The sequence below is a fragment of the Bordetella petrii genome, assembly GCF_000067205.1.
Taxonomy (GTDB): domain Bacteria; phylum Pseudomonadota; class Gammaproteobacteria; order Burkholderiales; family Burkholderiaceae_B; genus Bordetella_A; species Bordetella_A petrii.
In genome coordinates this window covers 5,131,062-5,146,450 of record NC_010170.1, presented here as the reverse complement: position 1 = coordinate 5,146,450, position 15,389 = coordinate 5,131,062, and the positions used below count along the sequence as shown (strand labels likewise).

16 protein-coding genes are annotated in these 15,389 nt (G+C 66.9%); 4 read left to right on the top strand and 12 right to left on the bottom strand.

What is annotated here, in order from left to right:
* Nucleotides 1–157: 157 nt before the first annotated feature.
* Together BPET_RS24670 and BPET_RS24665 are read left to right on the top strand one after the other, a co-directional pair.
* Complete coding sequence (locus BPET_RS24670) at nt 158–916, top strand: ABC transporter substrate-binding protein (protein ID WP_012251698.1); 759 nt, start codon at nt 158–160, stop codon at nt 914–916.
* Between the two features lie 58 nt (nt 917–974).
* Nucleotides 975–1,913, top strand: coding sequence for a 2-hydroxyacid dehydrogenase (locus tag BPET_RS24665; protein WP_012251697.1), 939 nt, complete (start codon nt 975–977; stop codon nt 1,911–1,913).
* An 18-nt stretch (nt 1,914–1,931) separates the two neighbouring features.
* On the opposite strand, the gene BPET_RS24660 is transcribed toward BPET_RS24665, so the two are convergent.
* Complete coding sequence (locus tag BPET_RS24660; RefSeq protein ID WP_081483043.1) at nt 1,932–2,198, bottom strand: LysR substrate-binding domain-containing protein; 267 nt, start codon at nt 2,196–2,198, stop codon at nt 1,932–1,934.
* A gap of 25 nt (nt 2,199–2,223) precedes the next feature.
* Between BPET_RS24660 and BPET_RS27130 the strand changes: the two genes are divergently transcribed.
* A complete protein-coding gene (locus BPET_RS27130) occupies nt 2,224–2,421 on the top strand; it encodes a DUF2798 domain-containing protein (RefSeq protein WP_231852640.1) in 198 nt (65 codons plus the stop codon).
* Here BPET_RS27130 and BPET_RS24650 read toward each other — a convergent pair.
* The 8 genes from BPET_RS24650 to BPET_RS24615 form a co-directional block, all read right to left on the bottom strand.
* Nucleotides 2,418–3,710: a TRAP transporter large permease gene (locus BPET_RS24650; protein WP_012251695.1), complete on the bottom strand. Its 1,293-nt coding sequence runs from the start codon at nt 3,708–3,710 to the stop codon at nt 2,418–2,420. The two genes, BPET_RS27130 and BPET_RS24650, sit on opposite strands and share 4 nt — an antisense overlap.
* Complete coding sequence (locus BPET_RS24645; RefSeq protein ID WP_012251694.1) at nt 3,707–4,192, bottom strand: TRAP transporter small permease; 486 nt, start codon at nt 4,190–4,192, stop codon at nt 3,707–3,709. Before BPET_RS24645 ends, BPET_RS24650 begins: the two co-directional genes overlap by 4 nt.
* 73 nt (nt 4,193–4,265) lie before the next feature.
* On the bottom strand, nt 4,266–5,291 hold the full coding sequence (locus BPET_RS24640) for a TRAP transporter substrate-binding protein (protein WP_012251693.1): 1,026 nt from the start codon (nt 5,289–5,291) through the stop codon (nt 4,266–4,268).
* A gap of 41 nt (nt 5,292–5,332) precedes the next feature.
* Nucleotides 5,333–6,286: an SDR family oxidoreductase gene (locus BPET_RS24635; RefSeq protein WP_012251692.1), complete on the bottom strand. Its 954-nt coding sequence runs from the start codon at nt 6,284–6,286 to the stop codon at nt 5,333–5,335.
* A 70-nt stretch (nt 6,287–6,356) separates the two neighbouring features.
* Nucleotides 6,357–7,265 (bottom strand): NAD(P)-dependent oxidoreductase, encoded by a 909-nt coding sequence (locus BPET_RS24630; RefSeq protein ID WP_012251691.1) that lies wholly within the window; start codon nt 7,263–7,265, stop codon nt 6,357–6,359.
* On the bottom strand, nt 7,262–8,974 hold the full coding sequence (gene ilvD, locus BPET_RS24625) for a dihydroxy-acid dehydratase (protein ID WP_012251690.1): 1,713 nt from the start codon (nt 8,972–8,974) through the stop codon (nt 7,262–7,264). The genes BPET_RS24630 and ilvD overlap by 4 nt, the downstream gene beginning before the upstream one ends.
* An 18-nt stretch (nt 8,975–8,992) precedes the next feature.
* The gene (locus tag BPET_RS24620) at nt 8,993–9,676 is read right to left on the bottom strand and encodes a GntR family transcriptional regulator (RefSeq protein WP_012251689.1); all 684 of its coding nucleotides are present in this window, start codon (nt 9,674–9,676) and stop codon (nt 8,993–8,995) included.
* Nucleotides 9,677–9,793: 117 nt separating this feature from the next.
* Nucleotides 9,794–11,974 carry a malate synthase G gene (locus BPET_RS24615; RefSeq protein WP_012251688.1) on the bottom strand — a complete coding sequence of 727 codons (2,181 nt, stop codon included), beginning with the start codon at nt 11,972–11,974 and terminating at the stop codon, nt 9,794–9,796.
* Between the two features lie 228 nt (nt 11,975–12,202).
* Here BPET_RS24615 and glcC point away from each other — a divergent pair, with 228 nt between their 5' ends.
* Nucleotides 12,203–12,967 (top strand): transcriptional regulator GlcC, encoded by a 765-nt coding sequence (glcC, locus tag BPET_RS24610; RefSeq protein ID WP_012251687.1) that lies wholly within the window; start codon nt 12,203–12,205, stop codon nt 12,965–12,967.
* A gap of 17 nt (nt 12,968–12,984) precedes the next feature.
* On the opposite strand, the gene BPET_RS24605 is transcribed toward glcC, so the two are convergent.
* The 3 genes from BPET_RS24605 to BPET_RS24595 form a co-directional block, all read right to left on the bottom strand.
* Complete coding sequence (locus tag BPET_RS24605) at nt 12,985–14,091, bottom strand: saccharopine dehydrogenase family protein (RefSeq protein WP_012251686.1); 1,107 nt, start codon at nt 14,089–14,091, stop codon at nt 12,985–12,987.
* A gap of 221 nt (nt 14,092–14,312) precedes the next feature.
* Complete coding sequence (locus BPET_RS24600; RefSeq protein ID WP_012251685.1) at nt 14,313–14,699, bottom strand: DUF4148 domain-containing protein; 387 nt, start codon at nt 14,697–14,699, stop codon at nt 14,313–14,315.
* A 273-nt stretch (nt 14,700–14,972) separates the two neighbouring features.
* Nucleotides 14,973–15,389: a DUF1090 domain-containing protein gene (locus BPET_RS24595; protein WP_012251684.1), complete on the bottom strand. Its 417-nt coding sequence runs from the start codon at nt 15,387–15,389 to the stop codon at nt 14,973–14,975.

The following is a 15,389-nucleotide window of genomic DNA, read 5'->3' as shown; positions in this document are numbered from 1 at the left end:
GAACCTGTATTTATGCTACGTCTGAGCATAAATCGGTGTCAAGCCTGATCTACCCTAGCCGGTGGCCCGTGGCGAGATAAGCGACCGCGCGGCGAGAAAAGTAGGACAATGCCCGCAGGCATTCCCAACGGCGCAAGCCATCTCCTGGAGCATGACGATGATCCGAAGAGTGCAATTTGCCCTGGCCGCCGCGGCGGTCTCCCTGGCCGCCAGCGCGGCGCCCGCCACCGCACAAACCGTGATGAAGGTGGGCACCGAAACCAACGGCGTGCCATTCTCGTTCCTGAACCCTGCCACACAACAGATGCAGGGATTCATGATCGACCTGATCCAGGCCGTGGGCAAGCACGCCGGGTTCACGCCGGCTATCGAGGCCATGGATTTCTCCGCCCTGATCTCGTCGCTGACGTCCAAGAAAATCGACATCATCGCCTCGGCCATGTACATCACCGACAAGCGCAAGCAGGTGATCGACTTCACCCGGCCGGTGTACACGTATGGGGAAGGCATGATCGTGCCGTCCACCGACAAGACCGACTACCCCTCGTACCAGCCGTTCAAAGACCGTGTGGTGGGCGCGCAGGTAGGCACCGTTTATGTCGACGCGCTGAAGGCCGCGGGCATTTTCAAGGAAGTGAAGGTGTACGACACCATTCCGGCCATCATCCGCGACGTCAATGCCGGGCGCATCGAGGCCGGCATTGCCGACTATCCCACGCTTTCCTACTATCTGGGCCTGGGCCAGTTTCCCCGCACGCGGCTGGTGCAGAGCTACAAGGCTTCGCTGCCCGGCTCCATTGGCCTGGGCTTGCGGCAGGGCGACGATGCGCTGAAGCAGAAGCTGCAGGCCGCGCTCGATGAGGTCAAGCGCAGCGGCGAGCTCGACGCGCTGCTGAAAAAATGGAAGCTGGTTTAATACGGGGCCGCGCGCGCACCAGGCCGCGCGGCTGTTCGAAAAGGGAAATCCGGCACTCATGCAGTTGGTGATCAAGTCTGGGGGGGCGCAGGCCCTGCCCGAATGGAGCGAGCATTTCCGCGAGTTCGCGCCCGGCCTGCAGATCAGCGGCCGCCACGAGCCCGTGGCCGACCCCGGGCAGGTCGGCTATGCGTTGGTGTGGGAACCCGACCCCGGCTGGCTGGCGTCGTTTCCCAACCTGAAGCTCATCATCAGTTCGGGCGCGGGCGTTGACCACATTCTGGCTGATCCGCAATTGCCGGCCCATGTGCCGATTGCGCGGCTGGTTACGCAGGAAACGGCCGGCGAAATGAGCGAGTTCGTGCTGGCCGCGGCGCTAGCCATTACCAAGGAGTTCAAGCGTTTCGCCAACGACCAGGCCATCTGCCGCTGGGACACGCCCGAGGTGCCGCGCATGATGCGCGATATGCGGGTCGGCGTCATGGGGCTGGGTTACCTGGGCTCGGCCACCGCCGCGCTGCTGGCGCGCACGGGCTTTCCCACCGCCGGCTGGTCGCGGGCGCCCGCCCCGATCGCCGGCGTGGACACCTATGGCGGGCCGCAGCAACTGCCGGCGTTCCTGGCCCGCACCGACATCCTGGTTTGCCTGCTGCCTGGCACCGAGGCCACGCGCGGCATCCTGGGCGCCGAGACCCTGGCGCAACTGCCGCGCGGCGCGGCGTTGATCAGCGTGGGGCGCGGCTCGCACATGGTCGAGCCAGACCTGCTGGCCGCGCTGGACAGCGGCCAGTTGTCGCAAGCGGTGCTGGATGTCTTCGAGGCCGAACCCCTGCCGGCCGACTCGCCACTGTGGCGGCATCCGGGCGTGATGATCACGCCGCATTGCGCCGCCACGCCCACCCGGCGCGAACGCGCCCGCTACGTGGCCGAGCTGATCCGCCGCTGCGAGGCAGGCGAGCCGCTGCCGAACTTGTACGATCCGGCCAAGGGGTACTAAGGCGAACTAAGGGGTACGTTACGCGGCAGGCGCTTCGTCGCCCTGCAGCAGCGGCGTCTGCCGGGCGAAGTCCGACAAGTGTTCGAGCAGCGCGCGCACTTTGCGTGGCAACTGCTGTTGCGGCCAGACCGCGTACAGGGTGCGGTGCGGCGTGCGCCAGCCGGTCAGCACGCGTTGCAGGCGGCCGCTGGCCAGCGCTTCGCGGGTGAGCGTGTGCGGGCAGTACATGATGCCCAGCCCGGCCTCGGCCATGGCCACCATCAACCCCACTCGCCTGCGTTTCATTTTTGCTTTGTTGATGTCCTGCCTGATGTCGATGTTGATGACCGGGTGGGTGTCGTGGATGAATCTGGGCCTGGGCCCGGACTTCGCCGCGCAATGGGCGCGGGCCTTTTTTGCCGCCTGGCCGGCGGCCTTCATGATCATGCTGGCAACGGGCCCGGCGGTGCAGCGCTTCAGCCAGCGGCTGGTCGCACCGCGGCCCGGGGAGGCCGTGGCGGGCCGCTAGCTCACGAATTGGGGCAAGTACAGCGATATCGCCGGAAACAGGATCAGTACGGTCAGCCGCCCGATATCGCTTACTACGAAGGGCGCCACGCCGCGAAAGATGGTCTGCGTACTGACGCCGGGCAGCAAGCCGCGCAGCACGAACACATTCATGCCGAACGGCGGCGTGATGAAGCTGATCTCGGTGACCACGACCACGATGATGCCGAACCAGATCAGGTCGAACCCCAGGCTCTGCACCAGCGGGTAGAACACCGGCACGGTCAGCAGAATCATCGACATGCTTTCCAGCACGCAGCCCAGCACGATGTAGATGCCGCAAATGGCGAAGATCACAGCGAGCGGGCTTAGGTGATAGCGTTCCACCAGTTCGAGCAGGTCGCCGGGCAATGAGGTGAAATTGATGAAGTTGGCCAGCATCAGCGCGCCGATCATCACCAGGAATATCATGCCGGTGGTCTTGGCCGACTCGACCACCACCTCGACGAAGGTGCGCCAGCTCATGCTGCGGCGGCTGCATGCGAAGACAAAGCCCAGGAACGCGCCGATACCGGCCGCCTCCGCGGGAGTGAACACGCCGGCATAAATGCCGCCCATCAGCATGGCGATCAGCGCCAGCACGCTCCATACCTGGCCCAGCGCCTGGCGGATCTGTGGCCACGTACTGCGTTCGCCCTTCGGGCCGGCGGCGGGGTCGCGGCGCACGACCCAGGCCACGGCGCCCATGTAGCAGGCAATGGCCAGCAGGCCGGGCAGCACGCCGGCGGCGAACATTTTGCCGATGCTCTGCTCGGTCAGCAGGCAATACACCACCATGATGATGGAGGGCGGGATCAGGATGCCCAGCGTGCCGCCCGCGGCGATCGAGCCGGCAGCCAGTTTTTCGCTGTAGCCTATGCGGCGCATTTCCGGGTAGGCGACCTTGGCCATGGTGGCCGCGGTGGCGAGGCTGGAGCCGCAGATCGCGCCGAAGCCGCCGCAGGCGACGATGGTCGACATGGCCAGCCCGCCCCGGCGGTGCCCCAGCACGGCGTGGGCCGCCGTATAGAGTTCGCGCGACATGCGCGACTGGGTCACGAAATTGCCCATCAGGATGAACAGCGGCAACACCGACAGCAAATACTGGAACCCACTTTCATAGATGACGGAACCCGCCATGGCATAGGCGGAATGCCAGTTGCGCAACAGGCCCAGGCCGATGAACCCCACCAGCGCCATGGCGAACGCCACAGGAACGCGCAGGAATACCAGCGTCAGCATGGCGCCCAGGGCTAGCAGCGATTCGGTCATGATTTATGGCTTCCTGTGGCGGGCCCGGCGTAGAAGAAATTGGCTGCGTGGCAGATCGCATCCAGGGCAAGCATGACCGCCATGAAATAGACGAACGGGGCGAGCGGAATGCTCAGCATGGCGGTGATGTCGCCATATTCGGCCGTGCTCTCGGCCTTGGCCCAGGTCACCCACGCCAGGAAGCCGCTGACCAGCGTGGCCAGCAGTGCGCCGAATCGGTCTTGCAGGCGTACTGCCCGGGCCGAGAACAAATGGCTGAAGCCGTCTACCGTGATGTGGCCGCGCGCGCGCGTCATCAGGGGAACGCTGGAGAAGATCACCGCGATCATCAGCAGCTCGACCAGTTCGACCGAGCCGATGATGGGCCGGTTCAGCAGATAGCGGCCCGCCGCGTCGATCACGGTCAACAGGCTCATGCCGCACAGGCTGACCACCGCGATGGCCTTCAGCGCCGCCACGATGGCGCAGTTAAGGTGTTTCATGGCGTTCTCGCAATAACGGTCCCCGCCCTGCCCGGATGGCCGGGCGGGGTCTGCCGGCCGTTTCCGGCCACAGTCATTGATTGTCGAGCTGCTTGATCTCGGCGCGAAATGCCGCGAGCGCCGCCGGCCCGTCGATGTTTTTCGCGGCGGCGGCGTCCAGCCAGGTTTGCTCGAAGCCCTGCGTGCGCTCGCGCACGGCTGCCACGAGGGCATCGTCGGCTTTCACGACCTGTATGCCGCCGCCGTCCAGCACCTTGTGGGCTTCGGCATCGTGTTTGTCCCATGCTTTGCCGGCCAGTTCGGCAAGGTGGCGGCCCGACAACTTCAGCAGGGCCGCCTGGTCGTGCTTCGACAGGCGTGCGAAGGCGTCGGGGTTCATGATGACCGCGTGCGTGTCGGAATACAGGCCGCCGGGGAAGACGGTGGCATGCTTGATGATGCCGTCCAGCTTGAACGAAACCAGGGATTCGGCCGGGAAGAAAACGCCGTCCACGACGCCCGTGCTGAGCAGTTCGTACGAGGTGGGAGCCGGCTTGGCAATCGGCGTGGCGCCCACAGCCTTGGCCACGTCGGCCGCCATGCCGCCGCCCACGCGGATCTTCAGCCCCTGGTAGTCCTCGATGCGGGCGACGGTCTTGCTGGTCGTGAACGTGATGCCCGGCCCGTGCGCGTAGATGCCCAGCAGTTTCACGCCTTTGTGCTCGTCGGCTTTCAACAGGTATTTCTCGTAGGTGTCCCACGCCGCGACCGAGCGGGACACGGCCGTGTTGCCCGAAAACGGCATGACGGCGAACTTGGTCAATTGGAACCGGCCCGGATAATAGGCGTGCGACACGAAGGAGATGTCCACCAGGCCGTCGCGCACCGCATCGAAATGGCCCGCCGGGTTGGTGACCGGCTTAGGCAGCAGGCGCAACGTGACCCGGCCCTCGGTCGCTTTTTCGATTTCCTGCCCCCAAGGCACCAGGAAGTCGGCGACGACGGCGTGCGTGGGGGGCAGCCAGCTGGACACGGTCAGCTCAACTTTCTGCGCATGGGCAGCCAGCGGCGCGGCCAGGGCCGCGCCGGCGGTAAGGATGATGGCCAGGGATTTGATCATGGTGTCTCCTCGGTAGGGTCTCGGTTTTATGCTCAGGGCTGCTATGGTGGTATGGGCGCCGCGCTGCCGAGCAGCGCCGACAGGTCGCCGTCATGGCGAAACCCCGCGGCTTCTGCGGCCGGGGTATGCAAAGGGGGCTGCGCCCCGAACTGCGCTTCGATGGCCGGATCGGGCGCATAGCGCACCAACTTGCTGGCCTGGTCGCCGCTGCGCGCGTCGAAAGCCTGCACGATTTCTTGCACCGATACGCGCAGGGCGGGCAGGGTCCAGGCCGTAAGCTCGCCGGGAGGCAGCGTGGCGAGCCTGGCGGCGTGCAATAGGTTGGCCACGCAGCACGACAGCGACATGAGCCAGAGCGTGGCTTGCGGACTGACCGGCATGGTGCAGGGCTGGCCTGCGGCCAGCGACCGTATCAGCGTGCTGGAAAACGCCGACCAGGCACCGTTGGATACCGGCGGCCGCGGAACGATGCCCGGCAGGCGCACGGCGCGCGCGCGCACGAAACCGCGGCGCGTGTAGTCGGCCAGCAGTATCTCCATGGCGTACTTGTGCGCGCCATAGCTCAGGGCTGGCGCCAGCGGCGTGTGATCGTCGACCTGTTCGGGCAGCGGGGCGCCGAATACCGCGATGCTGCTGGTGAATACCAGCGCGGGGGCGCGGCCTTGCCGGCGCAGCCGCTCCAGCAGGCGCAGCGAGCCCTCCAGGTTGACCTGCAATCCCAGTTCGAATTCCTGCTCGGCCCGGCCGCTGGCGATGCTGGCCAGGTGAAACACCAAGTCCGGCGCCGGCTCGGTCATGGCGGCCAGCGTGGCGGAGTCGGCAAAGTTGCCTTCGATGCACCGCACGCGCGGGTCGCTGGGGGGCGCGTCAAAGGCCAGGTCGCACAGCGTGATGGTACCGGTGGCCTCGTATCCGGCCACGGCCGGCATGGCGCACAGCTGGCGCGCCAGTTCCCTGCCGATATAGCCGTTGGCTCCTGTGACGAGAATATTCATGGCGATACTCCGGAATCGCATCGCGCGGCCACGTGTGGCATGGACGGCGACAGGCAGGCGGGCGGCGTCATCATGGCTGCCCGTGCCCGTGCCCGTGCCCGTGCCCGTGCGGCCGCTCGGGCCAGGCCACGCGCACGATGTCCGACAGGTCGGCCGGTCCCAGGCCCTGCGCGGCGGCGGCCCGGTAGCTGGCCAGCACGCCATTCAGGCCGGCCAGCTCGGTGTGGGTGGCGCGCGCCAGCGCCGCTATGTTCTCTACGTCTTTGAGCATGGTGTCCACCGTGCCCAGAGGCTGCTCGACGGCAGCGGTCATGCGCGGCACGAAGATCTGCAGCAGGACCGAGTCGGCCCAGCCACCGGCCAGGGCGGTATTCAGCGTGGCCGCATCGATGCCGCTGCGCTGCGCCAGCGCCACGGCCTCGGCGATCGCGTTGACGGTGCTGGCGACAATGGTCTGGTTGCACAGCTTGGCGATCTGCCCTGCGCCTACCGGGCCCATGCGGGTAATGCGCGCCGCGTACGCTCGCATGCATGCGGAGGCTGCCTGGATGGCATCGGCCGGACCGCCCGCCATGACCGACAGCGTGCCGGCCCGCGCCCCCGCCACGCCGCCCGAGACCGGCGCATCGATCCAGGTGCGTCCGTTGATTTGCTGCAGCTGTGCTGCAAAGCGGCGCGCCGCTTCAGGGGCAATGCTGGAATGATCGACCAGCCAGGCGCCGCGGGCGCGATGTACGCCCTGGGCGCCAAACACGGTGTCCTGCACGGCGCGCTCGTCGGTCAGGCACAGGAATACACCGGCGCAGCCGTCGGCGGCTTCGGCCGGCGTGTCGGCAGGCTCGGCGCCGTCGGCCGCCAGCGCGCGGGCTTTGTCGGGGCTGCGGTTCCAGACCCGCACGCGATGCCCTGCCGCCAGCAGCCGGCGCACCATGGGCGCGCCCATGAGGCCGGTGCCGCAAAATGCCAATGCGGCGCTCATTCGGCCTCCGGGGTTTCGTAGGGCCAATCCAATCCCCCCGAGTGCGTGACGGCGCCTTCGTGCGCCGGCCGCACCAGCAAGGCGTATTTTTCGAGCGCGCCGGCCAGGCGCGGCCGTGCCGGCGGCACATGGCTGGCGCGGCGGGCGGCCAGTTCGGCGTCGCTGAGTTCGACGCGCAAGGTATTGGCCTGGGCGTCGATATGGATGATGTCGCCGTCGCGAACGAAGGCGATGGGGCCGCCCGCCGCGGCCTCGGGGCCCACATAACCGATGCACAGCCCGCGCGTCGCGCCCGAGAAGCGGCCGTCGGTCAGCAGGGCCACTTTTTCGCCCATGCCCTGTCCATACAGTGCGGCGGTCACGCTGAGCATCTCTCTCATGCCCGGCCCGCCCTGGGGGCCTTCGTTGCGGATGACCAGCACGTCGCCGGGCTGGTAGGTGCGCTGTGACACCGCGCGCATGCAGTCTTCTTCGTTTTCGAACACGCGCGCCGGCCCGGAGAATTGCAGCGATTTCAGGCCCGCGATCTTGAGCAGCGCGCCTTGCGGGCTGAGGTTGCCTTTCAGCACCGTGACGCCGCCCGAAGGGTGGATCGCGCGCGAGCAGGGGCGCACCACCTCGCCGTCCGGCCCGGCGAAGTCGACCAGGGCTCGCGCCAGCGGCCGGCCGTCGAGCGTCGGCACGTTGCCGTCGATATAACCGCCTTCCAGCAGGGCTTTCAGTACGGCGGGCACGCCGCCCGCTTCGTGCAGGTCGCGCGCCAGGAAGCGTCCGCCCGGCTGCAAGTCCGCGATCAATGGCGTGCGCTGGAATACGGCGGCAACGTCATCCAGCGTGTAGCGGATGCCGGCTTCGTGAGCGATGGCGGGAATGTGCAGCGCCGCGTTGGTCGAGCCGCCGGTGGCAGCCACCGCGGCGCAGGCATTGTCCAGGCTGGCGCGCGTGACCAGGTCGCGCGGCAGGGGGCCGCCTTGGGCCAGGGCGCGCATGACTTGTTCGCCGGCCCGCTGGGCGATGGCCAGGCGTTCGCTGTACACCGCGGGCATCATGGCGGTGCCCAGGGGCGACAAGCCCAGGGCTTCTCCGACCATGGCCATGGTGTTGGCGGTGAATTGGCCCGGGCACGAGCCGGCCGATGGCGTGCAAGTACGCTCCATGGTCTTGAGCTCGGCGGCCGTCATGCCGCCATGCTGCACGCGGCCCACTGCCTCGATGGTGTCCAGGATGGTGGCCTGCTTGCCGAGCGCGTGGCCGGGCAACGTCGCGCCGCCGTAGAGAAACACCGCCGGCACGTTCAGGCGCACGATCGCCATCATCATGGCGGGCAGCGTCTTGTCGCAGCCGGCGAACGCCACCAGTCCGTCATAGGCGTGGCCGCGCATCACCATTTCCACGCTGTCGGCGATCGCCTCGCGCGAAAGCAGGCTCATGCGCATGCCGGCATGGTTCATGGACGTGCCATCCGACACCGAAATGGTCGAAAAACTGACCGGCACGCCGCCCCCGGCCGCCACGCCCAGGCGGGCGCGGTCCGCCTGGGGCGCCAGGGCCATCGAGCAGGGCGTGTTTTCGCCTTGGGTACTGACAATGCCAACGATTGATTTCTTCAGGGCTTCGTCGTCGAACCCGGTGGCGCGCAGAAAGGCCCGGTGAGGCGCCCGGGTCAGGCCGTCGGTGACCATCCGCGAGCGGTGTTTGTGCAGTGACATGCGAGCTTCCTTGGTGAATCAGCCAGCCAGCATGGCGCGGTGGGCCGTGAGTTTGTCGAACGCCCAGCAGATGTCGCGCTCCATGGCCACGCGGGCCTTGCCGGCGTCGCGCTGCTCGATGGCCTGCACGATGGCGGCATGGAATTCGGCGGTGGGCCGCTCGTCGGAATGCATGAGCTCGCGGGTGGCGCGCAGATAAGGACCGGATTGCAGCCAGAGGCTTTCGATCATGGCCATCATCGAGGGCGACTGGGCCGCGCGGTAGATGGTGAAGTGAAACAGCTGGTTGTGTTCCAGGCCGTCTCGCACCGACGTGGGGTTGGCCAGAGATTGGCCGATTTGCTCAGCCAGGCCGCGCAAGGTGGCCAGCGTATCGCCATCGATGTGCTCAACCGCCCAGGCCGTCGCCGTGCCTTCGATCAGGACTCGGGTGCGGCGGATGTCTTCCAGCCGCGCCCGCGAAACTACTGGCACCCGCATCGACCGGCTTTTCATCGGTTCCAGCGCCTGCTGCGCGGCCAGTCGGCGCAGGGCCTCGCGCACCGGCATGGCGCTGGTGCCGAAGGCATCGGCCAGTTCTTGTATGCCCAGCACCTCGCCGGCGGCGTAGTCGCCCCGCATCAGGTGGTCGCGCAGCCGGCGGTAGACGGCTTCGTTGACCGAGGTGTGGACCAGGGGTTCCAGATCGGGGTGGCCAGCCATTTAGATCTTTGATCAAAAATCAAAGACCATAATTTGCGCAAAAAGCCCCGCGCCGCCTATCCAGGTTTCCCCTGATTAGCGGTGCGGGGCGTCTGGCGCCGCGGACGGCGCCCGGCGTCAGCCCTTGTTGTGCCGCGCCTTGAAGGCCAGGCGGTACTGGTGCAGCAGCGGCTCGGTGTAGCCGTTGGGCTGCGCCAGCCCTTCGAACACCAACGCGCAGGCGGCCTGGAAAGCGATGGACGTATCGAAGTGGCCCGCCATGGGTTGGTAGAGTGGATCGCCGGCGTTCTGGCGGTCGACCACCGCGGCCATGCGTTCGAAGGTGTCGCGCACCTGCTCGCGCGTGGCGATGCCGTGGCGCATCCAGTTGGCGATGTGCTGGCTGGAGATGCGCAGCGTGGCGCGGTCTTCCATCAGGCCGACGTTATTAATGTCGGGCACTTTCGAGCAACCCACGCCCTGGTCGATCCAGCGCACCACATAGCCCAGGATGCCCTGGGCGTTGTTCTCGAGTTCGTGGCGGATGTCGTCGGGGCTCCAGTCGGCCGGGTTGCCTACCGGCACCGTCAGCAGGCCGTCGAGCAGTTCGTCTTGTACGCTGGCCAGCCGGGTGCTTTCGAGCTGTTGCTGTACGGCCGGCACGTCGACCTGGTGGTAGTGCAGCGCGTGCAGGGTGGCCGCGGTGGGCGACGGTACCCATGCGGTGTTGGCGCCTGCCTTGGGGTGGCCGATTTTCTGTTCGAGCATGGCGGCCATCAGGTCGGGCATGGCCCACATGCCCTTGCCGATCTGGGCGCGGCCGCGCAGGCCGCAGTCCAGCCCCACCAGCACGTTGCTGCGTTCGTAGGCGGCGATCCAGGCGCTGGATTTCATGTCGCCCTTGCGCATCATGGGGCCGGCTTCCATGCTGGAATGCATTTCGTCGCCGGTGCGGTCGAGAAAGCCGGTGTTGATGAACGCCACGCGGCCGGCCGCGGCCTGGATGCAGGCTTTCAGGTTGACGCTGGTGCGCCGTTCTTCGTCCATGATGCCCATTTTCACGGTGTGGCGCGGCAGGCCGAGCAGGTCTTCGACGCGGTCGAACAGTTCGTTGGCGAACGCCGCTTCGGCCGGGCCGTGCATCTTGGGCTTGACGATATAGATGGAGCCGGCGCGCGAGTTGCGGCGGCTGGCGCGGTCGGGCAGGGCCGCCAGCGTAGTGACCACCGCGTCGAGAATGCCTTCGGGAATTTCGTTGCCGTCGGCATCGAGCACGGCGGGGTTGGTCATCAGGTGGCCCACGTTGCGCACGAACATCAGCGAACGGCCGTGCAGCGTCAGCGTGCCGCCGCCGGGCGCGTGGTATACGCGGTCGGCGTTCAGGCGCCGGGTGAAGGTCTGGCCGCCCTTGGTGACTTGTTCGGCCAGGTCGCCCTTCATGAGGCCGAGCCAGTTGCGATAGACCTGCACCTTGTCTTCGGCATCGACGGCGGCGACGGAGTCTTCGCAGTCCATGATGGTGGTGAGGGCAGCCTCGACCACCACGTCTTTGATGCCGGCGGCGTCGGTGGCGCCGATACTGTGGGCGCGGTCGATCTGGATTTCGATGTGCAGGCCGTGATGCTTGAGCAGGATGGCCTGGGGCGCCTGCGCATCGCCCTGATAGCCGGCGAACTGCTCCGGCTGCGCCAGGCCCGTGCTGCCCTGCGCCAGCGCCACGCGCAACTGGCCATTGTCGACGCTGTAGCCGGTGGCGTCGGCGTGCGAGCCCTGCGCCAGCGGCACGGCTTCGTCGAGGAAGGCGCGCGCGCGGGCAATGACTGCCTGGCCGCGTTGCGGGTGATAGCCGCGCCCGGTGTCGCCCGGCGTGGGGGGGATGGCGTCGGTGCCGTACAGGGCGTCGTACAGGCTGCCCCAGCGGGCGTTGGCCGCGTTCAGGGCGTAGCGCGCGTTGGACATGGGCACCACCAGTTGCGGGCCGGCCTGTTCGGCGATTTCGGCATCGACGTTGGCGGTCTCGACCCGCACGGTGCCCGGCACGGGTTGCAGATAGCCGATTTGTTCCAGGAACGCGCGGTAGGCGCGCAGATCGCGCACCGGGCCGGGGTGGGCGCGGTGCCAGGTATCGAGCTCGCGCTGCAGGCGGTCACGCTCGGCCAGCAGGGCGCGGTTGCGCGGCGCCAGGTCGCGTACCAGGGCCGCGAAGCCGGCCCAGAAGCGTGGGGCGTCGATGCCGCCGGCAGGCAGGGCCTCGTCCTGGATAAAGCGATGGAGCACGGCCGCCACTTGCAGGCCGTCTTGCTGGATACGTTCAGTCATGCGGGTCTCGGTAAAGAAAAATCGGGGGCCGGCATCACCGGCGCAGCGAACCCACATGATCGGTGCTGGGCGTCGCCGTGTCCATATCAAATGGGCCTGGTCATACCAGTTTATTTTTTCCGGATTTGCGCCGAACCGGATTTTTATGTTGTTATTTCAGTTACTTGAACACAAATGGCCGATGGGCGCGGTAGCGTGATCCGATCTGGTCATACCAGTGAGCCGACTATGCAGACTGATATTGCCGCCGCCAGCCGGCAGGTGGCCGACGTGGTGGCCGAACGCATCGAGCGCCTGATCATGGACGGCGTGCTCAAGGCCGGCCAGGCCCTGCCCTCCGAGCGCCGCCTGACCGAAAAATTGGGCGCCTCGCGCACTGCGCTGCGCGAGGGCCTGAAGCTGCTGCGCGCGCGTGGCATCATCCGCACCGAGCAGGGCAAAGGTTCGTTCGTGGCGCCCATTTCGCAAGTGGATGCCGGCCCGCTGATGCACCTGTTTCATTCGCAGCCGCGCACGCTCTACGACCTGCTGGAAGTGCGCGCCCTGCTCGAGGGCGAGTCGGCGCGGCTGGCCGCCATACGCGGCACCGAGGCCGACTTCATCATGATTCGCCGCCGCTACGAAGCCATGATCGCCGCGCACGGGCAGGACACCGACATTGCCACCCATGCCCACCTGGATCACGCCTTTCACCTGGCGGTGTGCGAGGCCTCGCACAATCCGGTGCTGACGCATACGCTGCAATCGCTGACCGACCTGATGCTGGGCTCGGTATTCGCCTGCGTCAACAACCTGTATCACCGCCAGCCGCACAAGCAGCAGATCGACGACCAGCACGCGGGCGTGTTCAACGCGGTGATAAGCCGGCTGCCCGAGCAGGCCCACAAGGCTGCCACCGAACACGTCAACAGCGTGCGGCAAAGCCTGCGCGAAATCGAACAGGAAGAACAGCGCCTGGTGCGCGCCACGCTGCGGCTGGAAGGCTGGGCGTAGCGCGCGGGCAAGCCGCCCTACGCCGCCAGGCGGTCCGGCCGGCCCTGGCTTGCATAGATGCGGCCGTGGCGGTTGGCCAGCAGTGCGTCCAGGGCGATGCTTTCCTGGCCCACGAACCCGCGCTGCGGCAGCACGCCCTGCGCGACCAGGTCGAGCGCGGTGCAGATGCCCGCCGCCGTCGATCGCTGGATGGCGCTCAGCGGGTGGCCGTCGACCACTTCTCCATAGATGTGCGCCGAATACGATTCCTGCAGCAACTGCCCGCGCCGGTAGCCCGAGGCAGTGGCCAGGATCACGATGACGTCCTGCCCGGTGGCCGGAATGGCGTTTTCCAGAATGTCTTGCAGCAGCTCGCGGCGCTCGCGCAGGCGCAGGTCGTTCAGCAACAGTTTCATGATGGCGCAGTGGCCGGGGTACCGCACCGACTTGTAGTCGACGTTGCGTGCCTTACCCGCTAGCGTTCGCGGCAAGGTGCCCAGCCCACCCGAGGTATTGAAGGCTTCGTACTCGACGCCGTCGAGTGTGAACGTTTCGTAGCCTTCCAGCGGCGGCACGCTGGCCGGCTGCCCGTCGACGATGGCTTCGCAGGGGTTGCAGTATTCGTTGATCAGTCCCTCGGTGCTCCAGGTCAGGTTGTAGCGCAGCGCGTTGGTGGGGTAGCGCGGCAGCGCGCCTACCCGCATGTGCAGGTCTAGCAAGGTATCGAAGCGGTTGGCCAGGTCGTGGCCGGCAATGCCGATGAAGCCCGGCGCCAGGCCGCATTGGGGCATCAGCACGGCGCGTGCGTCGCGCGCCAGTTCGCCGATGGCATGCGTGCTGGCCACGTCTTCGGTCAGGTCGAAATAATGCACGCCGTGGCGCGCGCACATGCCGGCCACCGCCACCGCGCGGTGAAACGGCAGCGCGTTCAGCACCGCATAGCGGCCGGCCACGGCATTCTGCAGGGCGGCGTCGCTGTCGATGTGCAAGGTCTGGCAGCCCAGCGCGGCGACCGCGTCAAGCCGGGCGGCGTCCTGGTCCGCCACGCAGACCGCGTAGTCGCCGGTGCGTTGCAGCAGCAGCGCGATGGCGAATCCGATTTTGCCGGCGCCCAGTACGGCAACCGGTTTTTGTGCGTGAGACATGGCGAGCTCCTGGGGTAGCGGGATGTATTCATCCTAGCGCGCGGCAGTGTCGATATGTAGCGCACAAAACGTCGATTCGATTGAATATTTAGTACAAAATGACTGCAGCATCAGTCGATATGTCTGACCATCAATAAGCGGCGGGCGGCGAAAAACAAACAGGCCTCCCGCGGGGAGGCCTGTTATTGCCCGGGCGGTTGTGCCGCCCGCGAGGCGCCGGATTAGCCTTGCGACGGGTAGTCCAGGTTGCCGAACGAGTAGTGGCCCGTGGCCTTGGCCTGGGCCAGCTCGGCCCGCACCTGGGCGCGGGTCAGGTGGCTGCCCTGGTCGGCGACTTGGGGCGGGTACTGCTCTTCACCGTAGGTGATCAGGCCGGCGGCCTTGGCTTGCGCCAGTTCTTCCTGGACTTGGGCGCGGCTCAGATGCGAGGCCGAGGCAGCGACGGCGGGCGGGTAGTCCAGATCGCCGAAGCTGTACTGGCCGTTGGCCTTGGCCTGGGCCAGTTCGGCTTGCACCTGGGCGCGGGTCAGGGGTTGGGATAGGTCGGCGGCTTGAGCACCGGCGGCGACGCCCAGGGAAAGCAGGATGGCAATGGCAACGTTCTTCATGGCAGATCTCCAGTTTGTCTTGTTGGGACATCACACCCGGCTAATTTCGGAAGGGGTGAATGTTTCCCGGTGAAGACATTCTGTGCCTGCGCGGCATTAGGATAAACCCTAGTTTTTCGAAAATATTTTTCCAAAAAATCGACTAATCGGCATTTCCAGAGGGGAAAACCGGTCTGGATGCCGGATGCCGGACGGGCTTAAAGCAGGTGCGCGAGCATCCGGCGGCGGCCCCCTGGCGCTGGGCGCCGGGGGGCCGACAGGCGATTCCGGCTGTCAGCGCAGCAGGTCGGCCTGTGCTTCTTTCAGGTCGTCCTGGGCTTCCTTGAGCTTGCGCAGAGCCTTGTCGATCTTGTCTTGCCGGCCGTCGCGGCGCGCCTCGGCCAGTTCTTCTTCGCGCTCGGTGACCTCTGCGCGGCGTTCGGCCAGCGCGTCCTGGCGCTCGGCGCGCAGCGAGGCATCCGTGCACGAGCCGCGCGCCTCGGACAGGGCGCGGCGCAGGCCGGCTTCGCGGCGGCTGTTGCCCTGGGCCTGCGCTGCGGCGATGTCGTTCTCGATGTGGCAGAACTTGGCTTCGCAGCCGCGCAGCGCGCTGCAGTCGCGGGGAGATTCTGCCGCCGTGGCAGGCAGGCTGGCGGCCGCGAGGACGGCGGCCAGCGCCAGAGGGAATCGGACAGGCAGGCGGACGTGCAT